This window comes from Rhodopseudomonas palustris (assembly GCF_007005445.1).
Taxonomy (GTDB): Bacteria; Pseudomonadota; Alphaproteobacteria; order Rhizobiales; family Xanthobacteraceae; genus Rhodopseudomonas; species Rhodopseudomonas palustris_G.
Genome location: NZ_CP041387.1, coordinates 4,740,943 through 4,764,865, shown reverse-complemented (window position 1 = coordinate 4,764,865; position 23,923 = coordinate 4,740,943). Strand labels below are relative to the sequence as shown.

The following is a 23,923-nucleotide window of genomic DNA, read 5'->3' as shown; positions in this document are numbered from 1 at the left end:
GCGCAAATCACGCCCTCGCCGCGCACGATCAGGCCGCGCCTGCGATCCAGGTGCTGCGCAGATTGATCATCCGGTCGGCCGCGGTGCGGGCATGGGCCCGGGAAGCGGTGGCGCAGACCCGGTATTCGAGCTCGGGGAACGGTTGTGCGGCGCGGCGGCCGAACCACGACCCCGCCCGAGACCTCACCGGAAGTTGCGCCAGCGCGACCGCGAGATTGTCGACCGCCTCGAACCCGTACAGCGCGCCGGTCTGCGCGTAACGCACCTCATAAATCCCGGGACTGATCGGCGCCTCGATATTGCCGCCGCGGCCGGGCTGCGGATAGCGTTTCCAGTCACTCCAGGTCGGGATCATCTCGGTGCTCCGGGCGGGGGCGTCGCAACGTTGAATTGGACGTTTGCTGCCGCCGCGAGGTTCAACACTGCGGCGACTTTGTGAACGCCACGCCATACCGTTCGTTCCCGGCCTTTTTGTCGCTGGGCGCGCGCACCAATGCGAGACTTTGTCGCCCGGCCGCCATATCGCTTGCCGGGCGCAGCGTGCCGGTGAACAATCCGCCCGCTTTCAGAAACTGCCAATCAAACAAGGGAGGACGACGATGCAGAGCAGCAGCCAGATCGATCAAAGCTTGCGGCAGATGAGCGAGAACGGCGCCATTCCCGGCGTCGTGGCGATCGCCGGCAATGCGCAGGACGTGTTGTATCAGGGCGCATTCGGCAAGCGTGATCTGTCGAAACCACCGGCGATGACCACCGACAGCGTGTTCTGGATCGCGTCGATGACCAAAGCGATCACCGCCGCGGCGGCGATGCAGCTTGTCGAGCAGGGCAAGCTGTCGCTCGATGAGCCGATCGGCAAAGTGCTGCCGGATCTCGCCGATCCGCTGGTGCTCGACGGCTTCGACGCCGACGGCACGCCGAAGACACGGCCCGCCAAGTCTCCGATCACGTTGCGGCAATTGCTCACCCATACCGCCGGCTTCTGCTACGACATGTGGAACGCCGACATGGTGAAGTACATGGAGCGGCACGGCATCCCCGGCATCATCGGCTGCCAGGAAGCCGCGCTGAAGACGCCGCTCGCCTCCGATCCGGGCACGCGCTGGGAGTACGGCATCAACATCGACTTCGCCGGCAAGGCGGTGGAAGCGGCCAGCGGCATGAAGCTCGACGCGTATGTGCGCGATCATCTGTTCGCGCCGCTCGGCATGACCGACATCGGCTTCAAGATCACCGACGAACAGCGCAACCGGCTGGTCGCGGTGCATGCCCGCGGCGAGGACGGGTCGCTGTCGCCGATCCCGTTCGAGGTTGCGCAGGAGCCGGAATTCCACATGGGCGGCGGCGGCCTGTACGGCACCGCGGCGGACTATCTGAAGTTCACCCAGATGATCCTCAACAAGGGCCGCGGCAACGGCAACCAGGTGCTGAAACCTGAGACCGTGGCGATGATGGGCCAGAACCATATCGGCGATCTCAACGTCACCAGGCTGAACTCGGCGATCCCGTTCGCCACCAACGACGTCGACCTCTATCCCGGCATGGACAAGAAGTGGGGCCTCAGCTTCCTGATCAACACCGAGGCCACGCCCGAAGGCCGCAGCCCCGGCAGCCTCGCCTGGGCCGGCCTCGCCAATACCTATTACTGGATCGATCCGGCGCGCGACGTCTGCGGCGTGATCCTGATGCAGGTCTTGCCGTTCGCCGACGCCAAGTGCCTGGAGGCGTTCGCCGCCTTCGAACGCGGCGTCTATGCCGGCCTCGGCGCCGGCCAGCAGGCGGCCTGACAGGCTCTCGCGCCGCCGGCGGGGTCGCAATGCCTCGCCGGCGGCGTTATGCTTCGTGAAAAAAGGGTGACAAGCCCGCACGACGACGCCCCGGCGCGCAAGACTGTCCGGGCATACAGGCGAGGACCAAGGACGTGACCCCTGCGACCCCCAGCTATGTCTGCGGCGTCTCCGACGCGCCGCTACTTGGAATCACCATCGGCCAGGCACTCGACCGCGCGGTTGCGCTGTGGCCGGATCGCGAAGCCCTCGTCTCCCCCAGCCACGACACCCGCTGGACCTGGCGCAACTTCGCTGAGCGCGTGGATGCGCTGGCCGCCGGCTTTGTTGCGCTCGGACTGGAACGCGGCGCGCGCATCGGCATCTGGTCGATGAACCGGCCGGAATGGACGCTGACGCAGTTCGCCGCCGCCAAAGCGGGGCTGATCCTGGTCACGATCAATCCGGCCTATCGCCTGAGCGAGCTGGAATTTGCGCTCGCCAAGGTCGGCTGCGCCGCGCTGGTGACCGCCACCGCGTTCAAGACCTCGCACTACATGGAGATGCTCAACACGCTGATCCCGGAGTTGGCGACCTCGTCGCCGGGCGCGCTGCAATCGGCCAAGCTGCCGAAGCTGCGTAGCGTGATCCAGATCGGCGGGCCGAAGTGCCCCGGCACGATCGCGTTCGACGAAGTCGCCACGATGGGCGGCGCGCGGCATCGCGACCAGATCGCGGCGTTCGCCCACGAGTTGCAGTTCGACGATGCGGTCAACATCCAGTTCACCAGCGGCACCACCGGTTCGCCCAAGGGCGTGACGCTGACGCACCACAACATCCTCAACAACGGTTACTTCGTCGGTCGCGCGATGAAGCTGACCGAACAGGACCGGATCTGCATTCCGGTGCCGCTGTATCACTGCTTCGGCATGGTGATGGGCAACCTCGCCTCGGTCACCTGCGGCGCCGCCATGGTGTATCCCGGCGAAGGTTTCGATCCGCTGGTGACGCTGCAGACCGCGTCGCGCGAGAAATGCACCGCACTGTACGGCGTGCCGACGATGTTCATCGCCGAACTCGATCATCCGGAATTCGCCGGCTTCGATCTGTCGTCGCTGCGCACCGGCATCATGGCGGGCGCGCCGTGCCCGGTCGAAGTGATGCGCCGGGTCAACGATGCTATGAACATGCGCGAAGTCACGATCGCCTACGGCATGACCGAGACCAGCCCGGTCAGCTTCCAGAGCGCGGTCGACGATCCGGAAGACCGGCGGGTGTCGACCGTCGGCCGTATCCATCCGCATGTCGAGGTGAAGGTGGTCGATCTCGACGGCAAGATCGTGCCGCGCGGCACCCGCGGCGAACTCTGCACCCGTGGCTACAGCGTGATGCTGGGCTATTGGGACGAGCCGGAGAAGACCGCCGACGTGCTCGATGCCGCCGGCTGGATGCACACCGGCGACCTCGCCACCATCGACGACGAAGGCTTCTGCAACATCGTCGGCCGCATCAAGGACATGGTGATCCGCGGTGGCGAGAACCTGTATCCGCGCGAGATCGAGGAATTCCTGTATCGCCACCCGAAGATCCAGGACGTCCAGATCTTCGGCGTCGCCGACGACCGCTACGGCGAAGAACTCTGCGCCTGGGTCCGCCCGCGTCCCGGCGAAAGCCTGACCGCCGACGACGTCCGCGCGTTCTGCCAGGGCCAGATCGCCCACAACAAGATCCCGCGCTACATCGAATTCGTCGACGAGTTCCCGATGACGGTGACCGGCAAGATCCAGAAGTTCATCATGCGCGAGAAGGTCGAGGCCAAGCTCGGCCTGAAGGCGGCGAAGACGGCGTGATCTGTCGTTGCAAGTAACGACGTCATTCCGGGATGCGCGCGACAGCGCGCAGACCCGGAATCCAGACATGTTCTGCGAGACGGCGGTGCGACAAGCAGGAGATTCCGGGTTCGCGAACTTCGTTCGCGCCCCGGAATGACTCGGGGAGAGTTCTTACACCGGCAGCCCGTGCTGCTGCGCCAGTTCCTTCAGCGACACCTGCGGGCGGGCGCCGATGTGCTGGATCACTTCGGCCGCCGCCAGCGCACCGAGGCGGCCGGCGTTTTCGTAGCCGAGATCGCGGACCAGGCCGAACAGGAAGCCCGCTGCGAACAGGTCGCCGGCGCCGGTGGTATCGACCAGCTTTTCGATCGACGCCGCCGGCACCAGGGTGACGCCGTCCTTGTCGACCACCGCGCAGCCCTTTTCGCTGCGGGTGACGACCCCGAGCGCGACGTCCTGGGCAAGTTGGGTCAGCGCCGCGTCGAAATCAGAGGTCTGATACAGCGAATGCAGCTCGGCCTCGTTGGCGAAGATCAGGTCGACGGTCTTGGAGCGCATCAGCTCGAGGAATTCGCCGCGATAGCGGTCGACGCAGAACGCATCCGACAGCGTCAGCGCCACCTTGCGGCCGGCGCCATGGGCGATCTTGGAGGCCTTCAGGAACGCTTCCTTGGCCTGCGGCGGATCCCACAGATAGCCTTCCAGATAGATGATCGCCGACGCCGCGATCTTGGCCTCGTCGATATCGGCCGGCGACAGATCCTGCGCGGCGCCGAGATAGGTGTTCATGGTGCGCTGGCCGTCCGGCGTCACCAGGATGTAGGAGCAGCCGGTCGCCGGGCCGGCGGTCGCCGGCTTGGTGTCGAAGGTGACGCCCGCGGCGCGGATGTCGTGGCTGTAGAGCTTGCCGATCTGGTCGTCCTTGACCTTGCCGAGATAGGCGGTGCGGGCGCCGAACGAAGCCAGCCCGACGATGGTGTTGGCGGCCGAGCCGCCGGACATTTCGGTGGCCTGGCCCATGTCGGCATAGATCGCCGCGGCGCGGGCTTCATCGATCAGCGCCATGCCGCCCTTGGCCATGCCGTGCTTGACCAGGAAGTCCTCTTCGGTGCGGACCAGCACGTCGAAGATCGCGTTGCCGATGGCGAGGACGTCGTATTGGGCTGAGCTCATCGAGTTCGATCCATAGCGGGGAGGAATGAGGAAAATCCCGCGATTGTGCGGGTCGGACCGGTGCATGGCCGGCCGCGCGAAAGGCGCGCCGACCTATCATGTTCGGGTCGGCAGCGGCAAGCGGACCGGCCCGGATCAGCGGGACATCCGGGTTTGCCCGCAGCGCTGGGCCCGATCGACGAAGCGGCGCGGCCGCCGGTCAGGGGCCTCTTTACCACATGGATCAAAAGCTAATCGGCCCAGGCGCTTGAGCGCTCAACCGGGCTATAACCCGGCACATGCTTCGCCCACTGCTCACCGTCTCGGCAGGGACTTTGTCATCACGTTTGTTGGGATTCGTTCGCGACGCGCTGGTCGCGGCGTTGCTCGGCGCCGGCGTGGTGGCGGATGCGTTCCTGCTGGCATTTCAGCTCGTCAATGTGACGCGGCGGCTACTCACCGAAGGCGCGCTCAACGCCGCGCTGGTGCCGGCCTGGCTGAAAGTCCGCGAACACAACGGCGCGGCCGCGGCCGCAGCGTTCGCCGGGCGACTGCTCGGCACCATTGCGCTCGCGACCCTGCTGATGGCGATCCTCCTCGGGGTGTTCATGCCGCTGCTGATCGCCATGCTGGCGCCGGGCTTCGTCGGCCAGCCGGCGCTGCTGATGGCGACCCGCGATGCCCGGCTGATGCTGCCTTATCTGGCCTTCGCCGGTCCGGTCGCGGTGATGATGGGATTGTTCAACGCGCAAGGCAGAGTCGGCCTCACGGCGTTCTCCCCGCTCCTGTTCAACGTGTCGCTGATCGTCGTCACCGCCGCGCTGCTGATCGGACACGACGATCCCGCCACCGCAGCGCTGATCCTGTCCGGTACCGTCGGCGTCGCCGGCCTGTTGCAGCTCTCGATTCTGGCGTTCAACGGCCGCGGCGAGCGGTTGGCGTCGCCGCTGCGCGCCGGCTTCGACGCAGCGATGCGGACGTTCTTTGCCAAGGCGATCCCCGGCATGATCGCCAATTCCGGGCCGCAGCTCCTGATCGTCGCCGGTGCGATCATCGCTTCTGCGCAGCCGGCGGCGGTGTCATGGCTGTACTTCGCCAACCGGCTGATCGAGCTGCCGCTCGGCATCGTCGGCGTTGCGATGGGTGCCGTACTGGTGCCGGAACTGGCGCGGGCGGTGCGCGGCGGCGATCGGACCGCGCTGTCGGACGCCGCCTCGCGCGGGCTGGAACTGGCGGTCGGGGTGGCGCTGCCTGCGACTTTCGGACTGATCGTGCTGGCCGAGCCGACCGTGCGGCTGTTGTTCGAGCACGGGGCGTTCAGCGCCGCGGATTCGGCTGCGACCGCCCAGGCGCTGGCGGTGCTGGCGATCGGCCTGCCGGCGCAGGTGCTGGCGAAGAACTGGTCGGCCGCGTTCTTCGCCCGCGAAGACACCCACACTCCGCTGATGGCGACCCTGATTTCAGTGATGGTGGCGCTCGCAGCCGCGGTGGTGCTCGGGCGGCTGTTCGGGGCTTCCGGGGTTGCGACCGCGATCAGTCTCGGCGCCTGGAGCAATGCAGCCCTGCTGCTGGGACGCGGCGTGCAGCGCTTCGGCGTCACCATCGATGCGCCGGCACAGCGCCGGCTGATGCTGATCGTGCTCGCCGCCGGTGCGATGGGCGCCCTGCTGTGGCAGGCCTCCGGCTTCGTGCTGCCGATCGCGGCCGCGGGCTCCACTTTGGTCCAAGCCGCTGTGCTGGCGGTCCTGATCGGCGGCGGCGTGACGGTCTATGCGACCGCATTGATCCTGCTCGGGGTGGTCCGGCCGAATGCGGCGCTGCGCGCACTGCGGCGGCCGCGCGGCTTGCGCGACTAGCGGAGCTGTGCCACTTCACGGCGCCTTTTCCAGACCAAGCGCGGGAATCACGATCATGGCCATCACGCAGCGGGTATTCTCCGGCATCCAGCCGACCGGCAACCTGCATCTCGGCAATTACCTCGGCGCGATCGTGAACTTCGTGAAGATGCAGGAGACGCACAACTGCGTTTACTGCGTCGTCGATCTGCACGCGATCACCGTCCCGGTGACGGTCTGGGGCGGACCGGACGAGCTGCGCAAGAACATCCGCGAAGTGACGGCGGCGTTCATCGCATCGGGCATCGACCCGAAGAAGCAGATCATCTTCAACCAGAGCCAGGTCGCGGAACATTCCGAGCTGGCCTGGGTGCTGAACTGCATCGCGCGGCTCGGCTGGCTGAACCGCATGACCCAGTTCAAGGAGAAGGCCGGCAAGGATCGCGAGAACGTTTCGGTCGGTCTGTACGACTATCCGGTGCTGATGGCCGCCGACATTCTGGTGTATCGCGCCACCCATGTTCCGGTCGGCGAGGATCAGAAGCAGCACGTCGAACTGACCCGCGACATCGCCCAGAAGTTCAACAACGACTTCGCAGCCTCGATCGCCGCGCAGGGCTTCGGCGACGCTTACTTCCCGCTGCCCGAGCCGGTGATCACCGGACCGGCGACGCGGGTGATGAGCCTGCGCGACGGCACCAAGAAGATGTCGAAGTCGGATCCGTCGGATTACTCGCGCATCAACCTCACCGACGATGCCGACGCGATCGCGCAGAAGATCAGGAAGGCCAAGACCGATCCGGAGCCGCTGCCGAGCGAAGAAAAGGGGCTGGAGCCGCGACCCGAAGCCGACAATCTGGTCGGCATCTACGCCGCGCTCGCCGGCAAGCCGAAGGCCGAGGTGCTGACCGAGTTCGGCGGCGCGCAGTTCTCCGCATTCAAATCAAACCTGGTGGATCTCGCCGTCGCCAAGCTGTCGCCGATCGCCGGGGAGATGAAGCGGCTTTCTGCCGACCATGCGTATGTCGACTCGGTGCTCGCCGACGGCAGCGACCGCGCCCGCGCGATCGCCGCCGAAACCATGGTGGCCGTGAAAGACATTATGGGAATGGTGCGCAAGAAGGGCTGATATCGGTCCCAGCCCTCGTCGTGAGGAGCCCGGCGCACTCGGGCGTCTCGAACGACGAGCTTGTATCGCCATGGTTCGAGACGCGCAGCTTCGCTGCGCTCCTCACCATGAGGCTTGCCCTTGGAGGGCCTGCCCTTGTCCTTCCCGCTGTCGCCATGGCAGCATCGCGTCGGTGCGCGAGCGCGCGCTTGGGGAACTCCGGGGGCAACCATGAGCAGCCAGCGACGGAGCTACGAATCCGGCCACAAGCCGAAATGCCTGGTGATCGTCGACGACACCGCCGAGTGGGATCGCGCGGTGTATTACGGCAGCCGCTGGGCGGTGCGGGTCGGCGGCGGCGTGGTGATGCTGCGGGTGATCGAGATTCTCGACAAGAACCAGCAATGGCTCGGCGTCGCCGACGTGATGCGCGCCGAAGCGATCGAGACCGCCGAGCTCGCGCTCGACCGCGCCTCGGGCCGCGCCAACGGCGTCGCCGGGATTACGCCGGAGCGGGTGATCCGCGAGGGCGACACCATCGGCCAGGTCCGCGAGGCGATCGAGCAGGACGTCGACATCGTGATGCTGGTGCTGGCGGCGGACGACGGGCCGGATGGCCCCGGCCCGATCGTCTCGGCAATGGTCCGTCATCTCGGCACGTTTCCGGTGCCGGTGATGATGGTCGCCTCCAACCTGACCGACGACGACATCGACGCGCTCGCCTGAGCGCCCCCGAAAACGTGAGCGTTGTCAGCGACTTTCGACACCTTCCGGAGGCCCCCGCGGGTTGACCGTGCGTTTCCGGGAGCTATTTGCTAGGACACACCCTACGCACCGGCCTTGAACCGGCGACGATGGAGACATGCGATGTTCATTCAGACCGAACCGACCCCCAATCCGGCCACGCTCAAGTTCATTCCCGGCCGCAGCGTGCTCGACAGCGGCACGCTGGAATTCACCGATGCGGCCCAGGCGGCGCGTTCGCCGCTGGCGGCGCGGCTGTTCGACATCGACGGCGTCAGTGGCGTGTTCTACGGCGCCGACTTCGTGACCGTCACCAAGGACAAGGGCGAGTGGCAGCACCTCAAGCCGGCGATCCTCGGCGCCATCATGGAGCACTACATGTCGGGCGCGCCGATCCTGGCCGACGGCAAGTCGGACGGTGACGACGGCGACGACGACGAGTTCTACGCCGAGGGCGACGCCGAGACGGTCGAGATCATCAAGGATCTGATCGAAACGCGGGTGCGTCCGGCGGTCGCCAATGACGGCGGCGACATCACCTTCCGCGGCTTCAAGGACGGCATCGTCTATCTCAACATGCGCGGCGCCTGCGCCGGCTGCCCGTCGTCGACCGCGACCTTGCAGCACGGCATCCAGAATCTGCTGAAGCATTTCGTCCCCGAAGTGGTCGAGGTCCGTCCGCTGGCCTGAGCCAGCGATTGCCGCAGCGCTAGGCAAGCCCGACAAACAGGCATGACGCACCGCGCCATGCCGCCCATCCGAATAGTTGTCGATCGATCCGACCGGGACATGACGCAACTGTCGCATTGCTGATATGTTAGCCGGATGCTGATCCTCGCCATCGACACCGCTCTCGACGCCTGCGCAGCCGCGGTGCTGGACACCGAGGCCAACCGGCTGCTGGCCGGCGAATCGCAGGCGATGCAGCGCGGTCATGCCGAGGCCTTGATGCCGCTGCTCGGCCGGGTGATGGACGCCTCCGGAATCGGCTTTCTCGATATCGACCGCATCGCAGTGACCACCGGACCTGGTAGTTTCACGGGGCTCCGCGTCGGTCTGTCGGCCGCGCGCGGGATCGCGCTGGCCGCTGCCAAGCCGGTCGTCGGACTGACGACGCTGTCGGCCTTCGCGGCGCCGCTGGTGAGCGAGACCGACGACACCCCGATCCTGTCGGTGATCGACGCCCGGCACGACCACGTCTACTATCAACTCGTCGCCGGCAACGGCACGATGATCGTGCGGCCGCGAGTGGCGCCGATCGCCGAAGCGCTGGAAGCGGCGCGTTACGGCGCGCCGCGACTGGTCGGCAACGCCGCGCAGCTCGTCGCCGAGCGCTGGCCCGCCATGACGCCGCCGCCGCTCGCAGTCGATCAGCGGCCCGCGCCGGATATCGGCTGGCTGGCCTGGCTCGGTGCGGCCGCAACACCGGAAGCCGCGCCTGCCAAGCCGTTCTATCTGCGGCCACCCGACGCCAAACCGAAGCTCGACCCGATCGCGCAATCGGCGCAGCCCGCCGCATGATGCACCGCCGCAACAGCCATCTCCGCATGAACCGTCGCCACATGAGCGGTCGATGATGACGTGGCTGGCCGAGTTCTGGGGTTACGCCGATGCGGTCGTCGAGCAGGCGACGCTACGCGATGCGCCGAAGCTCGCAGAGCTTCACGCAGCCTCGTTTCATCGCGGCTGGGACGAGCAGGAGTTCGCTGATCTGCTCAGCGAGCGTAACACGCTGGTGCACCGGCTCCGGGTCGGCAGGCGAATCATCGGCTTCGTCGCCTCGCGGATCGGCGCCGACGAGGCCGAGATCCTGTCGATCGCGATCGCCGCATCCTATCGCGGCCGCGGCCTGTCGCGCGAAATGCTCCGAACTCACCTCGGCCACCTCGCCGGCCGCGGCGTCGCCACAGTGTTTCTCGAAGTGGAAGAAAACAATCAGCCGGCGCGGCGACTCTACGATCGTACCGGCTTTCGGGTGGTGGGGCGGCGCGAACGCTATTACCGGCAGCCGAACGGGGAACAATTGAACGCAATGATAATGCGTCGCGACTTGTCCTGATCGTCCTGCGGTGGCAGAACAATGCCTAAGAATGTCATTCACCCGCAACCACGTTGACGCCGATGTCCGAACCCAAGGCAACTGAAATCGAAGCCCGCTGCGCCGCCACCGGCATGCGCATGACGGAGCAGCGCCGCGTGATTGCACGTGTCCTCGCGGACTCGCAGGATCATCCCGACGTCGAGGAACTGTACACCCGCTGCGTCGCGATCGACGACAAGATCTCGATCTCCACGGTGTATCGCACCGTGAAGCTGTTCGAGGACGCCGGCATCATCGAGCGGCACGACTTCCGTGAGGGACGTGCGCGCTACGAACAGATGCGCGACAGCCACCACGATCATCTGATCAACCTGCGCGACGGCAAGGTGATCGAGTTCACCAACGAAGAGATCGAGAAGCTGCAGGCGGAGATCGCCCGGCGGCTCGGCTACAAGCTGGTCGATCATCGGCTCGAACTGTATTGCGTACCGCTGGAAGACGAAAAGTCCTGAGCCGCAGCAGCTCCTGCATCCATCGATCCGCCGCGAGCCGCCCGGTTCGCGGCGTTGTTAGTTCGAATCGCAGCCGGCCGCAGACGTGACCCCCGACCTCGTCATCTTCGATTGCGACGGCGTGCTGGTCGACAGCGAGCTGATCTCCTGCCGCGTTCACGCCGAGACCCTGACCCGCTACGGCTATCCGATCACGCCCGATCAGGTCGCGGCGCGTTTCCTCGGCAGATCGGGGCGCGAAGCGCGGCGTGAAATCGAAGCCGAGCTGGGCCGTCCGTTCGCCGACGATCTCGAAACCCATCTGCTCGACGAACTGCTCCGCGCCTTCGCCGAAACGCTGCAGCCGATACCGTTCGTCTCCGCTGCGCTCGACGCCCTGGGACGACCGTTCTGCGTCGCCTCGAGCGGCACGCTGGATCGCATCCGGGTAGCGCTGACCCATGCGGGCCTGCACGCCCGATTCGCGCCGCACCTGTTCTCGGCCGAGCAGGTCGCCCGCGGCAAGCCGGCGCCCGATCTGTTTCTGTTCGCCGCAGCCCGAATGGGGGCGCCGCCTGAACGCTGCGTGGTGATCGAAGACAGCGTGCCGGGGGTGCTGGGGGCCAAGGCGGCCGGCATGACGGTGCTCGGTTTTCACGGCGGCAGCCATTGCGTCGGCGCCACGGCAGCCGCCCTGCGCGCCGCCGGCGCCGACCGCTGCTTTGCCGACATGCGGCAATTGCCTAGAATCATTGAAGAAATCTGATCTTCGGGCGGGCCGGGCGCGGCAAATCGGCGGCCGCGGCTGGATTTCGGCGGGTTTCGCCTATAAGTCAGCAGCGCGCGCCAGACGCGCGTTTTTTGTTCCGGGCTCCCGCACACGATGTCTCCGCCGCGCAAGCTGCACATCAAGTCATACGGCTGTCAGATGAATGTCTACGATGCCCAGCGCATGGTGGACGCGCTGGCGCCGGAAGGCTTTGTCGAGACTGCGAACGTGGATGACGCCGACCTGGTGATCCTGAACACCTGCCACATCCGCGAGAAGGCGTCCGAGAAGGTCTATTCCGAACTCGGCCGGCTGCGGGTCGCGCGCGACGAGGCCGCCAGCCACGGCCGGCGGATGCAGATCGCGGTCGCGGGGTGCGTGGCGCAGGCCGAAGGCGAAGAGATCATCCGCCGCGCGCCGGTGGTCGACGTCGTGGTCGGACCGCAGAGCTATCACAACTTGCCGCAACTGCTGGCGCGGGCGAACCGCGACGGCCGCGCGCTGGAGACCGAGTTCCCGATCGACGACAAATTCGGCGTGCTGCCGCAGCCGGCGCCGGACGCGATCCGCGCCCGCGGAATCTCGGCATTCGTCACGGTCCAGGAAGGCTGCGACAAATTCTGCACCTTCTGCGTGGTGCCCTATACCCGTGGTGCCGAGATGTCGCGCCCGGTGGCGGCGATCATCGCGGACGTCCAGCGGCTCGCCGACCATGGGGTCCGCGAGGTCACGCTGATCGGCCAGAACGTCAACGCCTATCACGGCGACGGGCCGAACGGCGGCGCGTGGTCGCTGGGGCGCCTGGTGCGGCGCCTCGCCGAGATCCCGGGCATCGTCCGGCTGCGCTATTCGACCAGCCATCCCAACGACGTCGACGACGATCTTCTGACCGCGCACCGCGATCTGCCGGCGCTGATGCCGTTCGTGCATCTGCCGGTGCAATCCGGCTCCGACCGCATCCTGGCGGCGATGAACCGCAAGCACACCGCCGACGATTATCGCCGGGTGATCGACCGGTTCCGCGCCGCGTCCGACGCCATCGCGTTCTCGTCGGACTTCATCGTCGGGTTCCCCGGCGAAACCGAGCGGGATTTTTCGGCGACTCTCGCGCTCGTCGCACAAATCGGCTACGCTGGGGCGTATTCGTTCAAATACTCGCCGCGGCCCGGCACGCCCGCGGCGGAGATGCCGGAGATGGTGCCCGCAGCGGTCATGGACGAGCGGTTGGAGCGGCTCCAGCAATTGATCGACCAGCAGCAAGCGGCCTTCAACAAGGCCGCGATCGGACGGACCGTGGAGGTGCTGTTCGAACGCGCCGGCCGCAAGCCCGGCCAGATCGTCGGCCGCACCGCCTATCTTCAGCCGGCGCACGTGATGGCGCCCGACAGCATCGTCGGGCAGGTGCTGCCGGTCCGCGTCGACAGCCTCGAACGCTACAGTCTGCTCGGCGAACTCGCATCCGCAACCTCCCGGCCGGCCGATGCGATGGCCGCCACAGGAGCCTGAGCCCCCTTGGTCAGAAGCGCACCGGAATCGTCCTCGCTCGTTTCCCGCCGCAAACCCGATCGCGACAGCTTGAACCCGCCCGAAACCCAGGTCGTCATCGATTTCGACGACAACCGCGCCGCCTCGGCCCTGGTCGGTCCCTACGGCCAGAACCTCGCTCAGATCGAGCGCAAGCTCGGCGTGGTGGTGGATTCGCGCGGCAATCACATCTCCATCGGCGGCTCGCGGGAAGGCTGCGACGCCGCCCGGCGCGTGCTGGAGACGCTGTATGCGCAGGCGGTGTCCGGCCACGACCTGTCCCAGGGCGACGTCGAAGGCGCGATCCGCGCGGTGATCGCCCAGGGCTCGCTGTTCGAATTCGACACCAAGCAGCCGTCCGGCACGGCGTTCGAGGCGATCAACCTGCGCAAACGCCCGGTGCGGGCGCGCACCGCCGCGCAGGACTCCTACATCCGCGCCCTGAAGCGCCACGAACTGGTGTTCGGCATCGGCCCGGCCGGCACCGGCAAGACCTGGCTGGCGGTCGCCCAGGCCGCGCAATTGTTCGAACGCAAGGAAGTCGACCGCATCATCCTGTCGCGGCCGGCGGTCGAGGCCGGCGAGCGGCTCGGCTTTCTGCCCGGCGACCTGCGCGAAAAAGTCGATCCCTACCTGCGCCCGATCTACGACGCGCTGTACGATCTGATGGATGCGCGGATCGTCGAACGGGCGCTGCAATCCGGCGAGATCGAGATCGCGCCGCTGGCGTTCATGCGCGGCCGCACCCTGACCAACGCGGCGATCATCCTCGACGAGGCGCAGAACACCACCTCGATGCAGATGAAAATGTTTCTCACCCGGCTCGGCGAAAACAGCCGAATGATCATCACCGGCGACCCCAGCCAGGTCGACCTGCCGAACGGCCAGACCTCCGGCCTGTCCGAGGCGGTGCGGCTGTTGTCCGGGGTCGAGGGCATCGCCCAAGTGGAGTTCAGGGCCGAGGACGTGATCCGCCACGAACTGGTGGCGCGGATCGTCGCCGCCTATGAAGGAGCGCCGCAGAAGCCGGCGAATGGTAAGTCGTGATGTCGCACCCCCGCCTGGGCGCCGCCCGGATTGCAACGGGCCGACCCTGGACAGTAACTTCGTTCCAATGACCCGCACCGCCCATCCTGTCACCGAAGTCGTGATCGAAGCCGATTGCTGGCAGGCCGAATCCTCGGCCGAAGCCGTCGTCCTGCGTGCGATCGAAACCGCCGCGGAAGCGATCGATGCCGGGACCGGCGGCGCCGAGCTGGCGGTGATGCTGACCGACGACGAGCACATCCGGGCTTTGAACGCATCGTTTCGCGGCAAGGACAAGCCGACCAACGTGCTGTCGTTTCCGGCGGCTCAGCCCGAAGTACAGCCGGACGGCGCGCCGCGGATGCTCGGCGACATCGCGATCGCGTATCAGACCGTCCGCCGCGAGGCCGACGACGAAGGCAAGCCGTTCGGTCATCACCTCAGCCACCTCGCCGTGCACGGCTTTCTGCATCTTGTCGGCTACGATCACGAGACCGATCAGCAAGCCGACGAGATGGAAGACGCCGAGCGGACCATTCTCGCGCGGCTCGGGATTCCGGACCCCTATGCCGGCCAGGATCGGGTGAACTGACATGCCCGACGGCGACAGAGCCCCATCCGATTCGCAGCCCTCGTTGCAGGACACTGCGCGCGGCCAACTGCCCGCAGTGGTGCATCAGGGCGAGGTGCTGAATCCGCACGGCAGCAACTGGCTGATCCGCGCGATCCGTTCGCTGTTCGGCTGGAAGCCCGGCTCGGTGCGCGACGATCTGCAGGTGGTGCTCGACACCAGCCCGCCCGACGATACCGGCTTCTCGACGCTCGAGCGCACAATGCTGCGCAACATCCTCGGGCTGCACGATCGCCGGATCGCCGACGTGATGGTGCACCGTGCCGACATCGTCGCGATCAAGCAGGACATCCAGCTCGGCGAATTGCTGAGCCTGTTCCAGAACGCCGCTCATTCGCGCCTCGTGGTGTACAACGAGACGCTCGACGATCCGGTCGGCATCGTCCACATCCGCGACCTCGTCGCGTTCATGACCGCCAACGCCAAGGTACCGCCGGAGACCGTGGCCAAGCGCAAGAAGGCGCTGCCGGCCGGGCTGGACCTGCGCGCCATCGATCTGAAGATGCCGCTGACCGAAACCGGCATCATCCGCAAGCTGCTGTACGTGCCGCCGTCGATGCGGGCGATCGATCTCTTGGCACAGATGCAGGCGGCGCGCATCCATCTGGCGCTGGTGGTCGACGAATACGGCGGCACCGACGGATTGGTGTCGATCGAGGACATCGTCGAACAGATCGTCGGCGAGATCGACGACGAGCACGACTCGACCGAGCCGCCGGCGATCGTCCGTCAGGCCGACGGCTCGTTCATCGCCGATGCCAAGGCCAGTCTCGAAGACGTCTGTGCGATGATCGGTGATCAGTTCGTCACCGGCGAAGCAGGCGAGGACGTCGAGACGCTCGGCGGCTATCTGGTCAATCACGTCGGCCGGCTGCCGGTGCGCGGCGAGGTGATCGCCGGTCCCGGCAATTTCGAGTTCGAGGTGCTCGACGCCGACCCGCGGCGGGTGAAGCGGCTGCGGATCGGGCCGCGCAAGGAGCGCCCGGCGCCGCGATCGCGCGACAGCCGCCGCCGCGAGGCGGCAGCGCCGGATTCGATCGCTCAGGCGACCGAGAGCCCCGGCCCGACCCCGCCGACCGGCGACGGAACCGGCTCGCCGTGATGCGTCAGGGCGTGCTGAGCCGGATCGCCTCGGGCATCATCCTGGCGTGGGGCTGGAAGCGTGCGGTGATCGCGCTGCTCGCCGGGGCGCTGTCGTCGCTAGCGATGGCCCCCTTCAACGCCTGGCCGATCCTGTTCGTCACTTTCCCGGTCGTGGTGTGGCTGATCGACGGCGCCGCGGCCGGCAAGCGGCGCGGCGTCCCCGCGGCCGCGATGGCCGGGTGGTGGTTCGGGTTCGGTTATTTCGTGCCCGGCCTGTACTGGATCGGCTACGCGTTTCTGGTCGACGCCGACACCTTTGCCTGGCTGCTGCCGGTCGCGGTTTGCGGGCTGCCGGCCTATCTGGCGCTGTTCACCGCGCTCGGCTTCGCGGTGGCGCGGCTGCTGTGGCGCCCCGATGGTTTACGCATCCTGTCGCTCGCCCTCGGCCTGACGATCAGCGAGTGGCTGCGCGGCCATCTGCTGACCGGCTTTCCGTGGAATGCGTTCGGCTACGCACTGACCGAACCGCTGGCGCTGGCGCAGAGCATCTCGCTGATCGGACTGTGGGGACTGACCCTGCTGGCGGTGGCGATCTTCGCCTCGCCCGCGGTGCTGATCGACGGAGGCCCCGACGCCCGGCGGCGCTGGGCGGCTCCGGTCGCCGCACTGTGCGTGCTGGCGGCGATGACGGTTTATGGCGGCATTCGACTCAAATTGTCGCCGACCCAGCTCGTCGACAATGTCCGGCTGCGGATCATGCAGCCCAATCTGCCGCAGGATGCCCGCTTCAACTACTCCGCCAAGGCGGACGTGATGCAGAAATATCTGTCGCTGTCGGATCGCTCGACGGGACCGAAATCCACCGGCGTGCGCGATGTTTCGTTGCTGATCTGGCCGGAATCGGCGTTTCCGTTCTTCCTGTCGCGGGAAGCCGACGCAATGGCGCAGATCGCCGATCTGCTGCCGAAAGGCACGGTGCTGCTGACCGGCGCCGTCCGCCCGCCCGAGTTACCGCCGGGGCGCCGGATTACCCGCGCCTACAACTCGATCTACGCGATCGATCACGATGGCGGCATCCTGTCGATCTACGACAAGCTGCATCTGGTCCCATTCGGGGAATTTCTGCCGTACCAGAATCTGATGGAAAAGGTCGGCTTCGTTCAGCTCACCAAGGTGCAGGGCGGATTTTTATCCGGTGTGGCGCGTCACAATCTCGACCTGCCCAACGCCCCGCCGGTGCTGCCGCTGATCTGCTACGAGGCGATCTTTCCCGACGAGATCAGCGTCGGCACGCCTCGTCCCGGCTGGATGCTGAATCTCACGAACGACGGCTGGTTCGGCATTTCCAGCGGTCCGTATCAGCATCTGCAGCAGGCGCGGATGCGTGCGATCGAGCAAGGTCTGCCGCTGGTTCGCGCAGCGAACACCGGTGTTTCCGCGGTGATCGATCCGGTCGGGCGGATCGTCGCGGAGCTCGGCCTCGGCATCGAAGGGGTGCTGGATTCGGGGCTGCCGGCGCCGATCGCTCCGACGATCTATGCGCGGGTGGGCGAACTTCCTGCAGCCGTGCTGGTTGCGTTAGTGATGATGCTTGTACTATTACGAAAGCGCCCGGCGGGTTCGTGATAATACGCAGCCCGTTGACGCAACCAGAGATTAAGTTCGAGAAAATTCGCACTCTTGTAGGCCGCGAATTGTCCTCGGCGTAAATTAACGCCGAATCCCCGTCGGATTCCAAAGACATTTGACGACTCCAATATTTGAGGCGTATTCCAACCCGCATACGCTAACTGTTGGCGTATGCACGTGCCTGAGGAGTAAGTGAGATGTCGACTAAAGCGCCCAATCCTGTTGACAAATACGTCGGCAGCCGTGTGCGCATGCGACGCATCATGCTGGGCATGAGTCAGGAGAAGCTCGGCGAAGCGCTGGGTCTGACTTTTCAGCAAGTGCAAAAGTACGAGAAGGGGACCAACCGCGTCGGCGCCAGCCGCATTCAGCAGATCGCTGAAGTCCTGCAGGTCCCGGTATCCTTCTTGTTCGAAGGCGGCCCGAGCGGCGGCCTCGCCAACGGTAGCGGCTTCAGTGAGGCGCCGTCGCCTTCATACGTGTCCGATTTTCTCGCGACTTCCGAAGGTCTGGCGCTGACCCGCGCCTTTACCAAGATCACCGATGCCAAGCTTCGTCGCAGCATCGTCGATCTCGTCGAACGGATCGCCGCGCGCGAAGCGGACGAGACCAACTGATCGACCGACCTTCCATCGCGCCGGCCTCCGCCATGATATAAGCGGGGCCGGTTTTTCGTTCACGGTCGAACAAGACGGCGGCCCTGCATGCAGGGCGGCCTGCTGCAGAAGTGCGAGCACGGTCGCTTGATGTTCAATATTGATCAGCCGGACTCGGCACCAGATAGTGACGATCGCGACGGCGACGTCACAATGCACGATGGCACGATGCACGACGTCACGATGCACGGCCAGGGATCGTTCTTCGGCCGCCGCAAGGGCCACAAGCTGCGCGCCCATCAGGCCGACCTGATCGAGCATCTGCTGCCGCATCTGGCGCTGCAGATCGGCGGGCCGGCTCCCGAACCGCTCACCGCGCTGTTCGATCCGCCGATCGAACATGTTCGCCTCGAGATCGGCTTCGGCGGCGGTGAGCATCTGATCGCCGAAGCGCTGGCCCATCCGGACACCGGGTTCATCGGCGCCGAACCATACGTCAACGGCATGGCCAAGATCCTGGCGCGGATCGAGGCCGACAACATCCGCAACATCCGGCTGTTCGCCGGGGACGCCTCCGAGCTGCTGGCCTGGGTGCCGGCCGGCTCGCTGGCGCGGATCGATCTGATTCATCCCGATCCGTGGCCGAAGCGGCGGCACTGGAAGCGACGCTTCGTACAGGACGGCACCGTCACGGCGATGTCGCGCGCGCTGGCGCCGCACGGCGAATTCCGCTTCGTCAGCGACATCGACGGCTACAACGCCTGGACGCTGGCGCATCTGCTACGCGCACCCGATTTCGACTGGCTCGCCGAGCGCGCCGACGACTGGCGCAAGCCGTGGCCGAACTACACGATGACGCGGTACGGCCGCAAAGCTGAGCGCGAGGGCCGGCGCGCCAACTATCTGCGTTTCGAACGAGCCTGACCCGGCCGGCGATTAGTTCGCCGTCTGCGCGGCGCGACGAGCGTTGCGGACGTCGGTGGCCTCCCACACCATCCGCTTGCCGCGTTCACGGCCGAGCAGTTCGATCGGATCGTGATTGTCGATGTGGCCGAACTGACCTTTGTAGACGCTGTAACCGCACAGCTCCTGCAGCCGCCGCGGGAAGCGCTGCGCGATCTCTCTGGGAATTCCGAGCTGCAGGTTCTCCTGCTGCCGCATCCACCCCCAGCAATAGGCGCAGGAGAACGCAAAGCGGCGCGCCTCCGATGTATTGGGGCCGCCGCCGTGCCACAGCGCGCTGTCGAACAGCATCACGCTGCCCGCCGGCATCGTCGCGGTGATCGCGTCGTAGTCCTGGCCGTACACCGGCGAGGTCTCGTACTTATGACTTCCGGGAATGATCCGCGTCGCGCCGTTAGTTGCGGTGAAGTCCGACAGCGCCCAGATCGCGTTCAGCGTGATCGGAATGTGCGGCCGCGGCAGCGGAATGAGTTGGGTATCTTCGTGGATCGGCTGCGCCTCCTGGCCGGGCCCGAGCACCAGCGAGCAGAACGACGACAGCAGGCACTCCTTGTCGAGCACCGCTTCGACGATCGGCAGCACGCTACCGTGCAGCGGCACCTGCCAGAACACCTCGTCGTAGGTCAGCAGGTTGTTGACCCGCAGCGTCTTGAAGCCTTCGAACGACGTCTTTGCACAATCGAGCTGGTGGTCGCGCTCGATCCGTTCGACCGCCTCGATAAGCGCCGCCACCAATGCGGGATCGGCGGCCCGCTCGATCACGGTGTAGCCGTCATCGCGAATGCGCCGGGCATGCGTGGTGATTTCAGCCTCGCTGAGCATGATCGTCCTCCCTGGCCGGCGCTGTGGCGCGCCGTTGAGGCCAGCATAGGAGGAAATCGGCCACGCTGTCAGCCGGGCGCCGCTTCAGGCGTCGGCCTGCCGCATTTTCCAGAAGCCGAGCACTCGCTGCGCCGTCGACGGCGCCAGCCGCTCGAAATTGTGCTGCGCCTCCTCGACATCGGGGCAGACCACCGAGCGGTCCGGGCCTAGCCGCAGCCCGATCAACGCCCGCACCGTCGCCCAGCCGAACCCGAGCGCCTTGCCGAGGATCAGCACCGGATCGTGGCGCTCGCCCGACATCATTTGATCGAGCGTCGAGATCCGGGTGCCGGTCATCGCCGATAGCGCCGCAACGGTCTCTTCGTACTGATGCTCGCGGGCGAAGCCCAGAACGGTGGCCTCGTTCAGTTCGCCCTTGTTGTGCAGGCTGACCACCAGACGCTGCGCCGTGTCGAATTCGCGCTGGACCGAGGGCTGCCGGGATTCGCCGGCGAGTTCGCGCATCGCGCGGTTGATGGCGATCCGGGCGCTCGGCCGCGCGCTTTCGAACAGCCGGCGCCGCACCAGGTCGGTCGAGCACGCGAGGAGATCCTTCAGCCGCGGAGCCGACAGATCGTCCCGGGTACCGACCGCGATCGCCAGCACGCCGTCCTGCGCGGCGCGGCGGATCAGGCCGTTGAACCCGGTATCGGAGAACTGGGCGCCGAGATTGCTCGCGACTTTGCGCACCACGTCACGGTCGCCGCGCCGGACGATCACATCGGTGACCGGGGGCGCGATGGCGGAACGTTCCGAGATCGCCAGCAGATGGGTCTGGCCACGCTGCTTGGCGAGCTCGACCAGGGTCGAATCGTCGATCATCGCCGAACGCCGCAGCAGCGGCCCGGCAATTCCGATGTCCTGGTCGTGCACCAATTGCCGGATCAGTTGCGGCGGCGCGTTGCCGACTTCCGAGAACCGCCGCGCCAGCTCGCTGCGGACCTCGACGTCGATCTCCGGCACCAGCGTCAGCAGGATGCCGTCGAACAGCGCCACGTGATCGGGCCGAAAGCTGTCGGCTCCGCGCACGTAAAGGTCCGAAATGCGGCGCACGGCATCGGCGCGCCGGACAGGGTCGCCCTGCCTGACGATGTCGTCGAGTTCGGGAAGGAGAGAATTCGCGGCAGACATCCATCGTTCTCGCGGTCAGGCCGCATCGGTACAGCCGGAACCTAAAGACGCGGCGTGAACGAAGGGTTGAGCCGCCGCGTCGCATTTGCGCGGGCCGGACGTTCGCCGGCGGAGCGGCCGGCGCCGCTCGGCTCTTGTCGCTGGGCCCGAAAAGCGCTATATCGGCGTCACTTCGAAATTCTCATACGATCCGTATCGAGAGTGGGCCCTGCGGGACCCGCTCTTTTTTATTACCTGGATCGTCGGACTCGGACCGAAGCGCCGTGGGGCGCACGGCCTCATTCACCACCTAGATACCGCAAATCGGCGAGACTTTAGAACGCTTTGACCCAGGATATGACCGAACCGACCGCCGTAACACCGGACACCGATCTGCTGGCCGAACCGCGCCTGGTGATCGAGCCCGGCGTCGCAGCGCGGTTCTGCGCTGTCGCGGAGCCGGTCTTGTTGGCAATGGGGTACCGCCTGGTTCGGATCAAAGTGTCGGGCGAAGCCGGTTGCACGGTGCAGATCATGGCCGAGCGGCCGGACGGCACCATGTTGATCGACGATTGCGAAGCGGTATCGCGGGCGCTGTCGCCGGTGCTCGACGTCGCCGACCCGATCGACCGCGCCTACCGGCTCGAGATCTCCTCGCCGGGGATCGACCGGCCACTGGTCCGCCGTTCGGATTTCGCCCGCTACGCCGGGCACTTGGTCAAGGTCGAAATGGCCGTGGCGCATCAGGGCCGCAAGCGCTTCCGCGGCCTCCTCGACGGCGTCGAGGGTGACGCGGTGCGGATCCAGCGCGACGAAGCGCCCAAGGGCGAAGACCCGCTGGTGCTGCTGCCGATGCACGACATCGGCGATGCGCGGCTGGTGCTGACCGACGAGTTGGTCGCCGAATCGATGCGCCGCGGCAAACAGGCCGAGCGCGACCTGAAGCAGAGCCTCGGGCTGGCACCGGAGCCGCCGCCGCACGCCAAGCGCAGCGATCCGACTAAGAGCCAGGCACCCAAGCGCGGCGCCAAGGCCGCCAAGGCCGCGGCCAAGCCGAAACCGCAGAACACCAAGCAACACCGCCTCGCCGCCGACAGAGCGCGGCGCGGCGAGATCGACACCTCTGAGGGAGACTGACCATGGCCGTCAGCGCCAATAGGCTGGAACTGCTGCAGATCGCCGATGCGGTGGCTCGCGAGAAAACCATCGACCGCGGCATCGTGATCGCCGCGATGGAGGACGCGATCGCCAAGGCGGCGCGCGCCCGCTACGGCTCGGAGACCGATGTCCACGCCGAGATCGATCCGAAGAAGGGCGAGCTGCGGCTGTCGCGCCACATGCTGGTGGTCGAGCAGGTCGAGAACCCCGCCAACCAGATTTCGCTGAAGGACGCGCAGCGCGCCAATCCGGGTGCCCAGATCGGCGACACCATCGCCGACACCCTGCCGCCGCTCGAATACGGCCGCATCGCCGCGCAGTCGGCCAAGCAGGTGATCGTGCAGAAGGTCCGCGAGGCCGAGCGCGACCGCCAGTACATGGAATTCAAGGATCGCATCGGCGACATCGTCAACGGCGTCGTCAAGCGCGTCGAATACGGCAGCGTGATCGTCGACCTCGGCCGTGGCGAAGCGATCATCCGCCGCGACGAGATGCTGCCGCGTGAGTCGTTCCGCAACGGCGACCGCGTCCGCGCCTATGTGTTCGACGTCCGCCGCGAGACCCGCGGGCCGCAGATCTTCCTGTCGCGCACCCATCCGCAGTTCATGGCCAAGCTGTTCGCCCAGGAAGTGCCGGAAATCTACGACGGCATCGTCGAGATCAAGGCGGTCGCCCGCGATCCCGGCTCGCGCGCCAAGATCGGTGTGGTGTCGCGCGATTCGTCGGTCGACCCGGTCGGCGCCTGCGTCGGCATGCGCGGCTCGCGCGTGCAGGCTGTGGTGAACGAATTGCAGGGCGAGAAGATCGACATCATCCCGTGGTCGCCGGACATCGCCACCTTCGTGGTCAACGCCCTGGCGCCGGCCGAAGTCTCCAAGGTGGTGATCGACGAAGATCGCGAGCGGATCGAGGTTGTGGTTCCGGACACCAATAACCAGCTATCGCTTGCGATCGGCCGCCGCGGCCAGAACGTGCGTCTGGCCTCGCAGCTCACCGGCTGGGATATCGACATCCTCACCGAGACCGAGGAATCCGAACGCCGTCAGGCCGATTTCGAGAAGACCACCCGGGCCTTCATGGACGCGCTGAACGTCGACGAGGTGGTCGGCCAGTTGCTGGCCTCTGAAGGCTTCACCTCGGTCGAGGAACTGGCGCTGGTCGATCCGCGGGAGCTGGCCTCGATCGAAGGTTTCGACGAGGAGACCGCGGCCGAGCTGCAGACCCGCGCCCGTGAATATCTCGACCAGATCGAATCCGAGCTCGAGGCGCGCCGCACGGAACTCGGCGTCGAGGACGCGCTCAAGGACGTGCCCGGCGTCACATCGAAGATGCTGGTCAAATTCGGCGAGAACGACGTCAAGACGGTCGAGGATCTGGCCGGCTGCGCCACCGACGATCTGGTCGGCTGGACCGAGCGCAAGGACGGCGGCGAGCCGGTGAAGTATCCCGGCATTCTCGACGGCATGGAGCTGTCGCGCGAGGACGCCGAGCACCTGATCATGCAGGCCCGCGTCAAGGCCGGCTGGATCGACGAGTCGGAGCTTGCCTCCGACGAGGAACCTGCGGACGACGTGTCCGAAGCCGCGGCGGACTGACCCGCCGAT

23 protein-coding genes are annotated in these 23,923 nt (G+C 66.4%); 19 read left to right on the top strand and 4 right to left on the bottom strand.

What is annotated here, in order from left to right; translation table 11 throughout:
- Window positions 1-28: 28 nt before the first annotated feature.
- Window positions 29-355, bottom strand: a complete 327-nt coding sequence (locus FLL57_RS21990) for a hypothetical protein (protein ID WP_013500005.1) — start codon at window positions 353-355, stop codon at window positions 29-31.
- A 244-nt stretch (window positions 356-599) separates the two neighbouring features.
- Between FLL57_RS21990 and FLL57_RS21985 the strand changes: the two genes are divergently transcribed.
- Complete coding sequence (locus tag FLL57_RS21985) at window positions 600-1,787, top strand: serine hydrolase domain-containing protein (protein ID WP_142884010.1); 1,188 nt, start codon at window positions 600-602, stop codon at window positions 1,785-1,787.
- 134 nt (window positions 1,788-1,921) lie between these two features.
- Complete coding sequence (locus FLL57_RS21980) at window positions 1,922-3,616, top strand: AMP-binding protein (RefSeq protein ID WP_142884009.1); 1,695 nt, start codon at window positions 1,922-1,924, stop codon at window positions 3,614-3,616.
- A gap of 153 nt (window positions 3,617-3,769) precedes the next feature.
- Here the strand turns inward: FLL57_RS21980 and FLL57_RS21975 are convergent, their stop codons facing one another.
- Entirely contained in the window at window positions 3,770-4,771 is a 1,002-nt protein-coding gene (locus FLL57_RS21975) for an adenosine kinase (RefSeq protein ID WP_142884008.1), read from the bottom strand.
- A gap of 278 nt (window positions 4,772-5,049) precedes the next feature.
- Here FLL57_RS21975 and murJ point away from each other — a divergent pair, with 278 nt between their 5' ends.
- From murJ to FLL57_RS21900, 15 genes are all read left to right on the top strand, one after another.
- Window positions 5,050-6,606 (top strand): murein biosynthesis integral membrane protein MurJ, encoded by a 1,557-nt coding sequence (gene murJ, locus FLL57_RS21970; RefSeq protein ID WP_142884007.1) that lies wholly within the window; start codon window positions 5,050-5,052, stop codon window positions 6,604-6,606.
- A gap of 55 nt (window positions 6,607-6,661) precedes the next feature.
- On the top strand, window positions 6,662-7,714 hold the full coding sequence (gene trpS, locus FLL57_RS21965) for a tryptophan--tRNA ligase (RefSeq protein WP_013500010.1): 1,053 nt from the start codon (window positions 6,662-6,664) through the stop codon (window positions 7,712-7,714).
- A 210-nt stretch (window positions 7,715-7,924) separates the two neighbouring features.
- Complete coding sequence (locus tag FLL57_RS21960) at window positions 7,925-8,419, top strand: universal stress protein (RefSeq protein ID WP_013500011.1); 495 nt, start codon at window positions 7,925-7,927, stop codon at window positions 8,417-8,419.
- 141 nt (window positions 8,420-8,560) lie between these two features.
- Window positions 8,561-9,127 (top strand): NifU family protein, encoded by a 567-nt coding sequence (locus FLL57_RS21955; RefSeq protein WP_142884006.1) that lies wholly within the window; start codon window positions 8,561-8,563, stop codon window positions 9,125-9,127.
- A gap of 135 nt (window positions 9,128-9,262) precedes the next feature.
- On the top strand, window positions 9,263-9,958 hold the full coding sequence (gene tsaB, locus FLL57_RS21950; protein ID WP_047309131.1) for a tRNA (adenosine(37)-N6)-threonylcarbamoyltransferase complex dimerization subunit type 1 TsaB: 696 nt from the start codon (window positions 9,263-9,265) through the stop codon (window positions 9,956-9,958).
- A gap of 52 nt (window positions 9,959-10,010) precedes the next feature.
- Complete coding sequence (gene rimI / locus FLL57_RS21945) at window positions 10,011-10,496, top strand: ribosomal protein S18-alanine N-acetyltransferase (RefSeq protein WP_013500014.1); 486 nt, start codon at window positions 10,011-10,013, stop codon at window positions 10,494-10,496.
- Between the two features lie 62 nt (window positions 10,497-10,558).
- Window positions 10,559-10,990, top strand: coding sequence for a Fur family transcriptional regulator (locus FLL57_RS21940; protein WP_013500015.1), 432 nt, complete (start codon window positions 10,559-10,561; stop codon window positions 10,988-10,990).
- Between the two features lie 85 nt (window positions 10,991-11,075).
- Window positions 11,076-11,735, top strand: a complete 660-nt coding sequence (locus FLL57_RS21935; RefSeq protein ID WP_013500016.1) for an HAD family hydrolase — start codon at window positions 11,076-11,078, stop codon at window positions 11,733-11,735.
- A 117-nt stretch (window positions 11,736-11,852) separates the two neighbouring features.
- Window positions 11,853-13,244 (top strand): tRNA (N6-isopentenyl adenosine(37)-C2)-methylthiotransferase MiaB, encoded by a 1,392-nt coding sequence (gene miaB / locus FLL57_RS21930; RefSeq protein WP_013500017.1) that lies wholly within the window; start codon window positions 11,853-11,855, stop codon window positions 13,242-13,244.
- Between the two features lie 69 nt (window positions 13,245-13,313).
- Window positions 13,314-14,309, top strand: a complete 996-nt coding sequence (locus FLL57_RS21925) for a PhoH family protein (RefSeq protein WP_041806924.1) — start codon at window positions 13,314-13,316, stop codon at window positions 14,307-14,309.
- Between the two features lie 67 nt (window positions 14,310-14,376).
- Window positions 14,377-14,880, top strand: coding sequence for an rRNA maturation RNase YbeY (ybeY, locus tag FLL57_RS21920; protein ID WP_013500019.1), 504 nt, complete (start codon window positions 14,377-14,379; stop codon window positions 14,878-14,880).
- Window position 14,881: 1 nt separating this feature from the next.
- Window positions 14,882-16,021, top strand: coding sequence for a hemolysin family protein (locus FLL57_RS21915; RefSeq protein ID WP_142884005.1), 1,140 nt, complete (start codon window positions 14,882-14,884; stop codon window positions 16,019-16,021).
- Entirely contained in the window at window positions 16,018-17,628 is a 1,611-nt protein-coding gene (lnt, locus tag FLL57_RS21910) for an apolipoprotein N-acyltransferase (RefSeq protein WP_041806926.1), read from the top strand. Before FLL57_RS21915 ends, lnt begins: the two co-directional genes overlap by 4 nt.
- Before the next feature lie 200 nt (window positions 17,629-17,828).
- Window positions 17,829-18,248 carry a helix-turn-helix domain-containing protein gene (locus tag FLL57_RS21905; RefSeq protein ID WP_047309128.1) on the top strand — a complete coding sequence of 140 codons (420 nt, stop codon included), beginning with the start codon at window positions 17,829-17,831 and terminating at the stop codon, window positions 18,246-18,248.
- A gap of 192 nt (window positions 18,249-18,440) precedes the next feature.
- Window positions 18,441-19,151 (top strand): tRNA (guanine(46)-N(7))-methyltransferase TrmB, encoded by a 711-nt coding sequence (locus tag FLL57_RS21900; RefSeq protein ID WP_041807609.1) that lies wholly within the window; start codon window positions 18,441-18,443, stop codon window positions 19,149-19,151.
- A 12-nt stretch (window positions 19,152-19,163) separates the two neighbouring features.
- Here the strand turns inward: FLL57_RS21900 and FLL57_RS21895 are convergent, their stop codons facing one another.
- Together FLL57_RS21895 and FLL57_RS21890 are read right to left on the bottom strand one after the other, a co-directional pair.
- Window positions 19,164-20,012, bottom strand: coding sequence for a phytanoyl-CoA dioxygenase family protein (locus tag FLL57_RS21895; RefSeq protein WP_047309127.1), 849 nt, complete (start codon window positions 20,010-20,012; stop codon window positions 19,164-19,166).
- Window positions 20,013-20,096: 84 nt separating this feature from the next.
- Window positions 20,097-21,182, bottom strand: a complete 1,086-nt coding sequence (locus tag FLL57_RS21890) for a DUF2336 domain-containing protein (RefSeq protein ID WP_013500025.1) — start codon at window positions 21,180-21,182, stop codon at window positions 20,097-20,099.
- Window positions 21,183-21,518: 336 nt separating this feature from the next.
- On the opposite strand from FLL57_RS21890, the gene rimP reads away from it, so the two are divergent.
- Window positions 21,519-22,298, top strand: coding sequence for a ribosome maturation factor RimP (rimP, locus tag FLL57_RS21885; protein ID WP_047309126.1), 780 nt, complete (start codon window positions 21,519-21,521; stop codon window positions 22,296-22,298).
- 2 nt (window positions 22,299-22,300) lie between these two features.
- Window positions 22,301-23,914 (top strand): transcription termination factor NusA, encoded by a 1,614-nt coding sequence (gene nusA, locus FLL57_RS21880; RefSeq protein ID WP_142884004.1) that lies wholly within the window; start codon window positions 22,301-22,303, stop codon window positions 23,912-23,914.
- The last annotated feature ends 9 nt before the right edge of the window (window positions 23,915-23,923 follow it).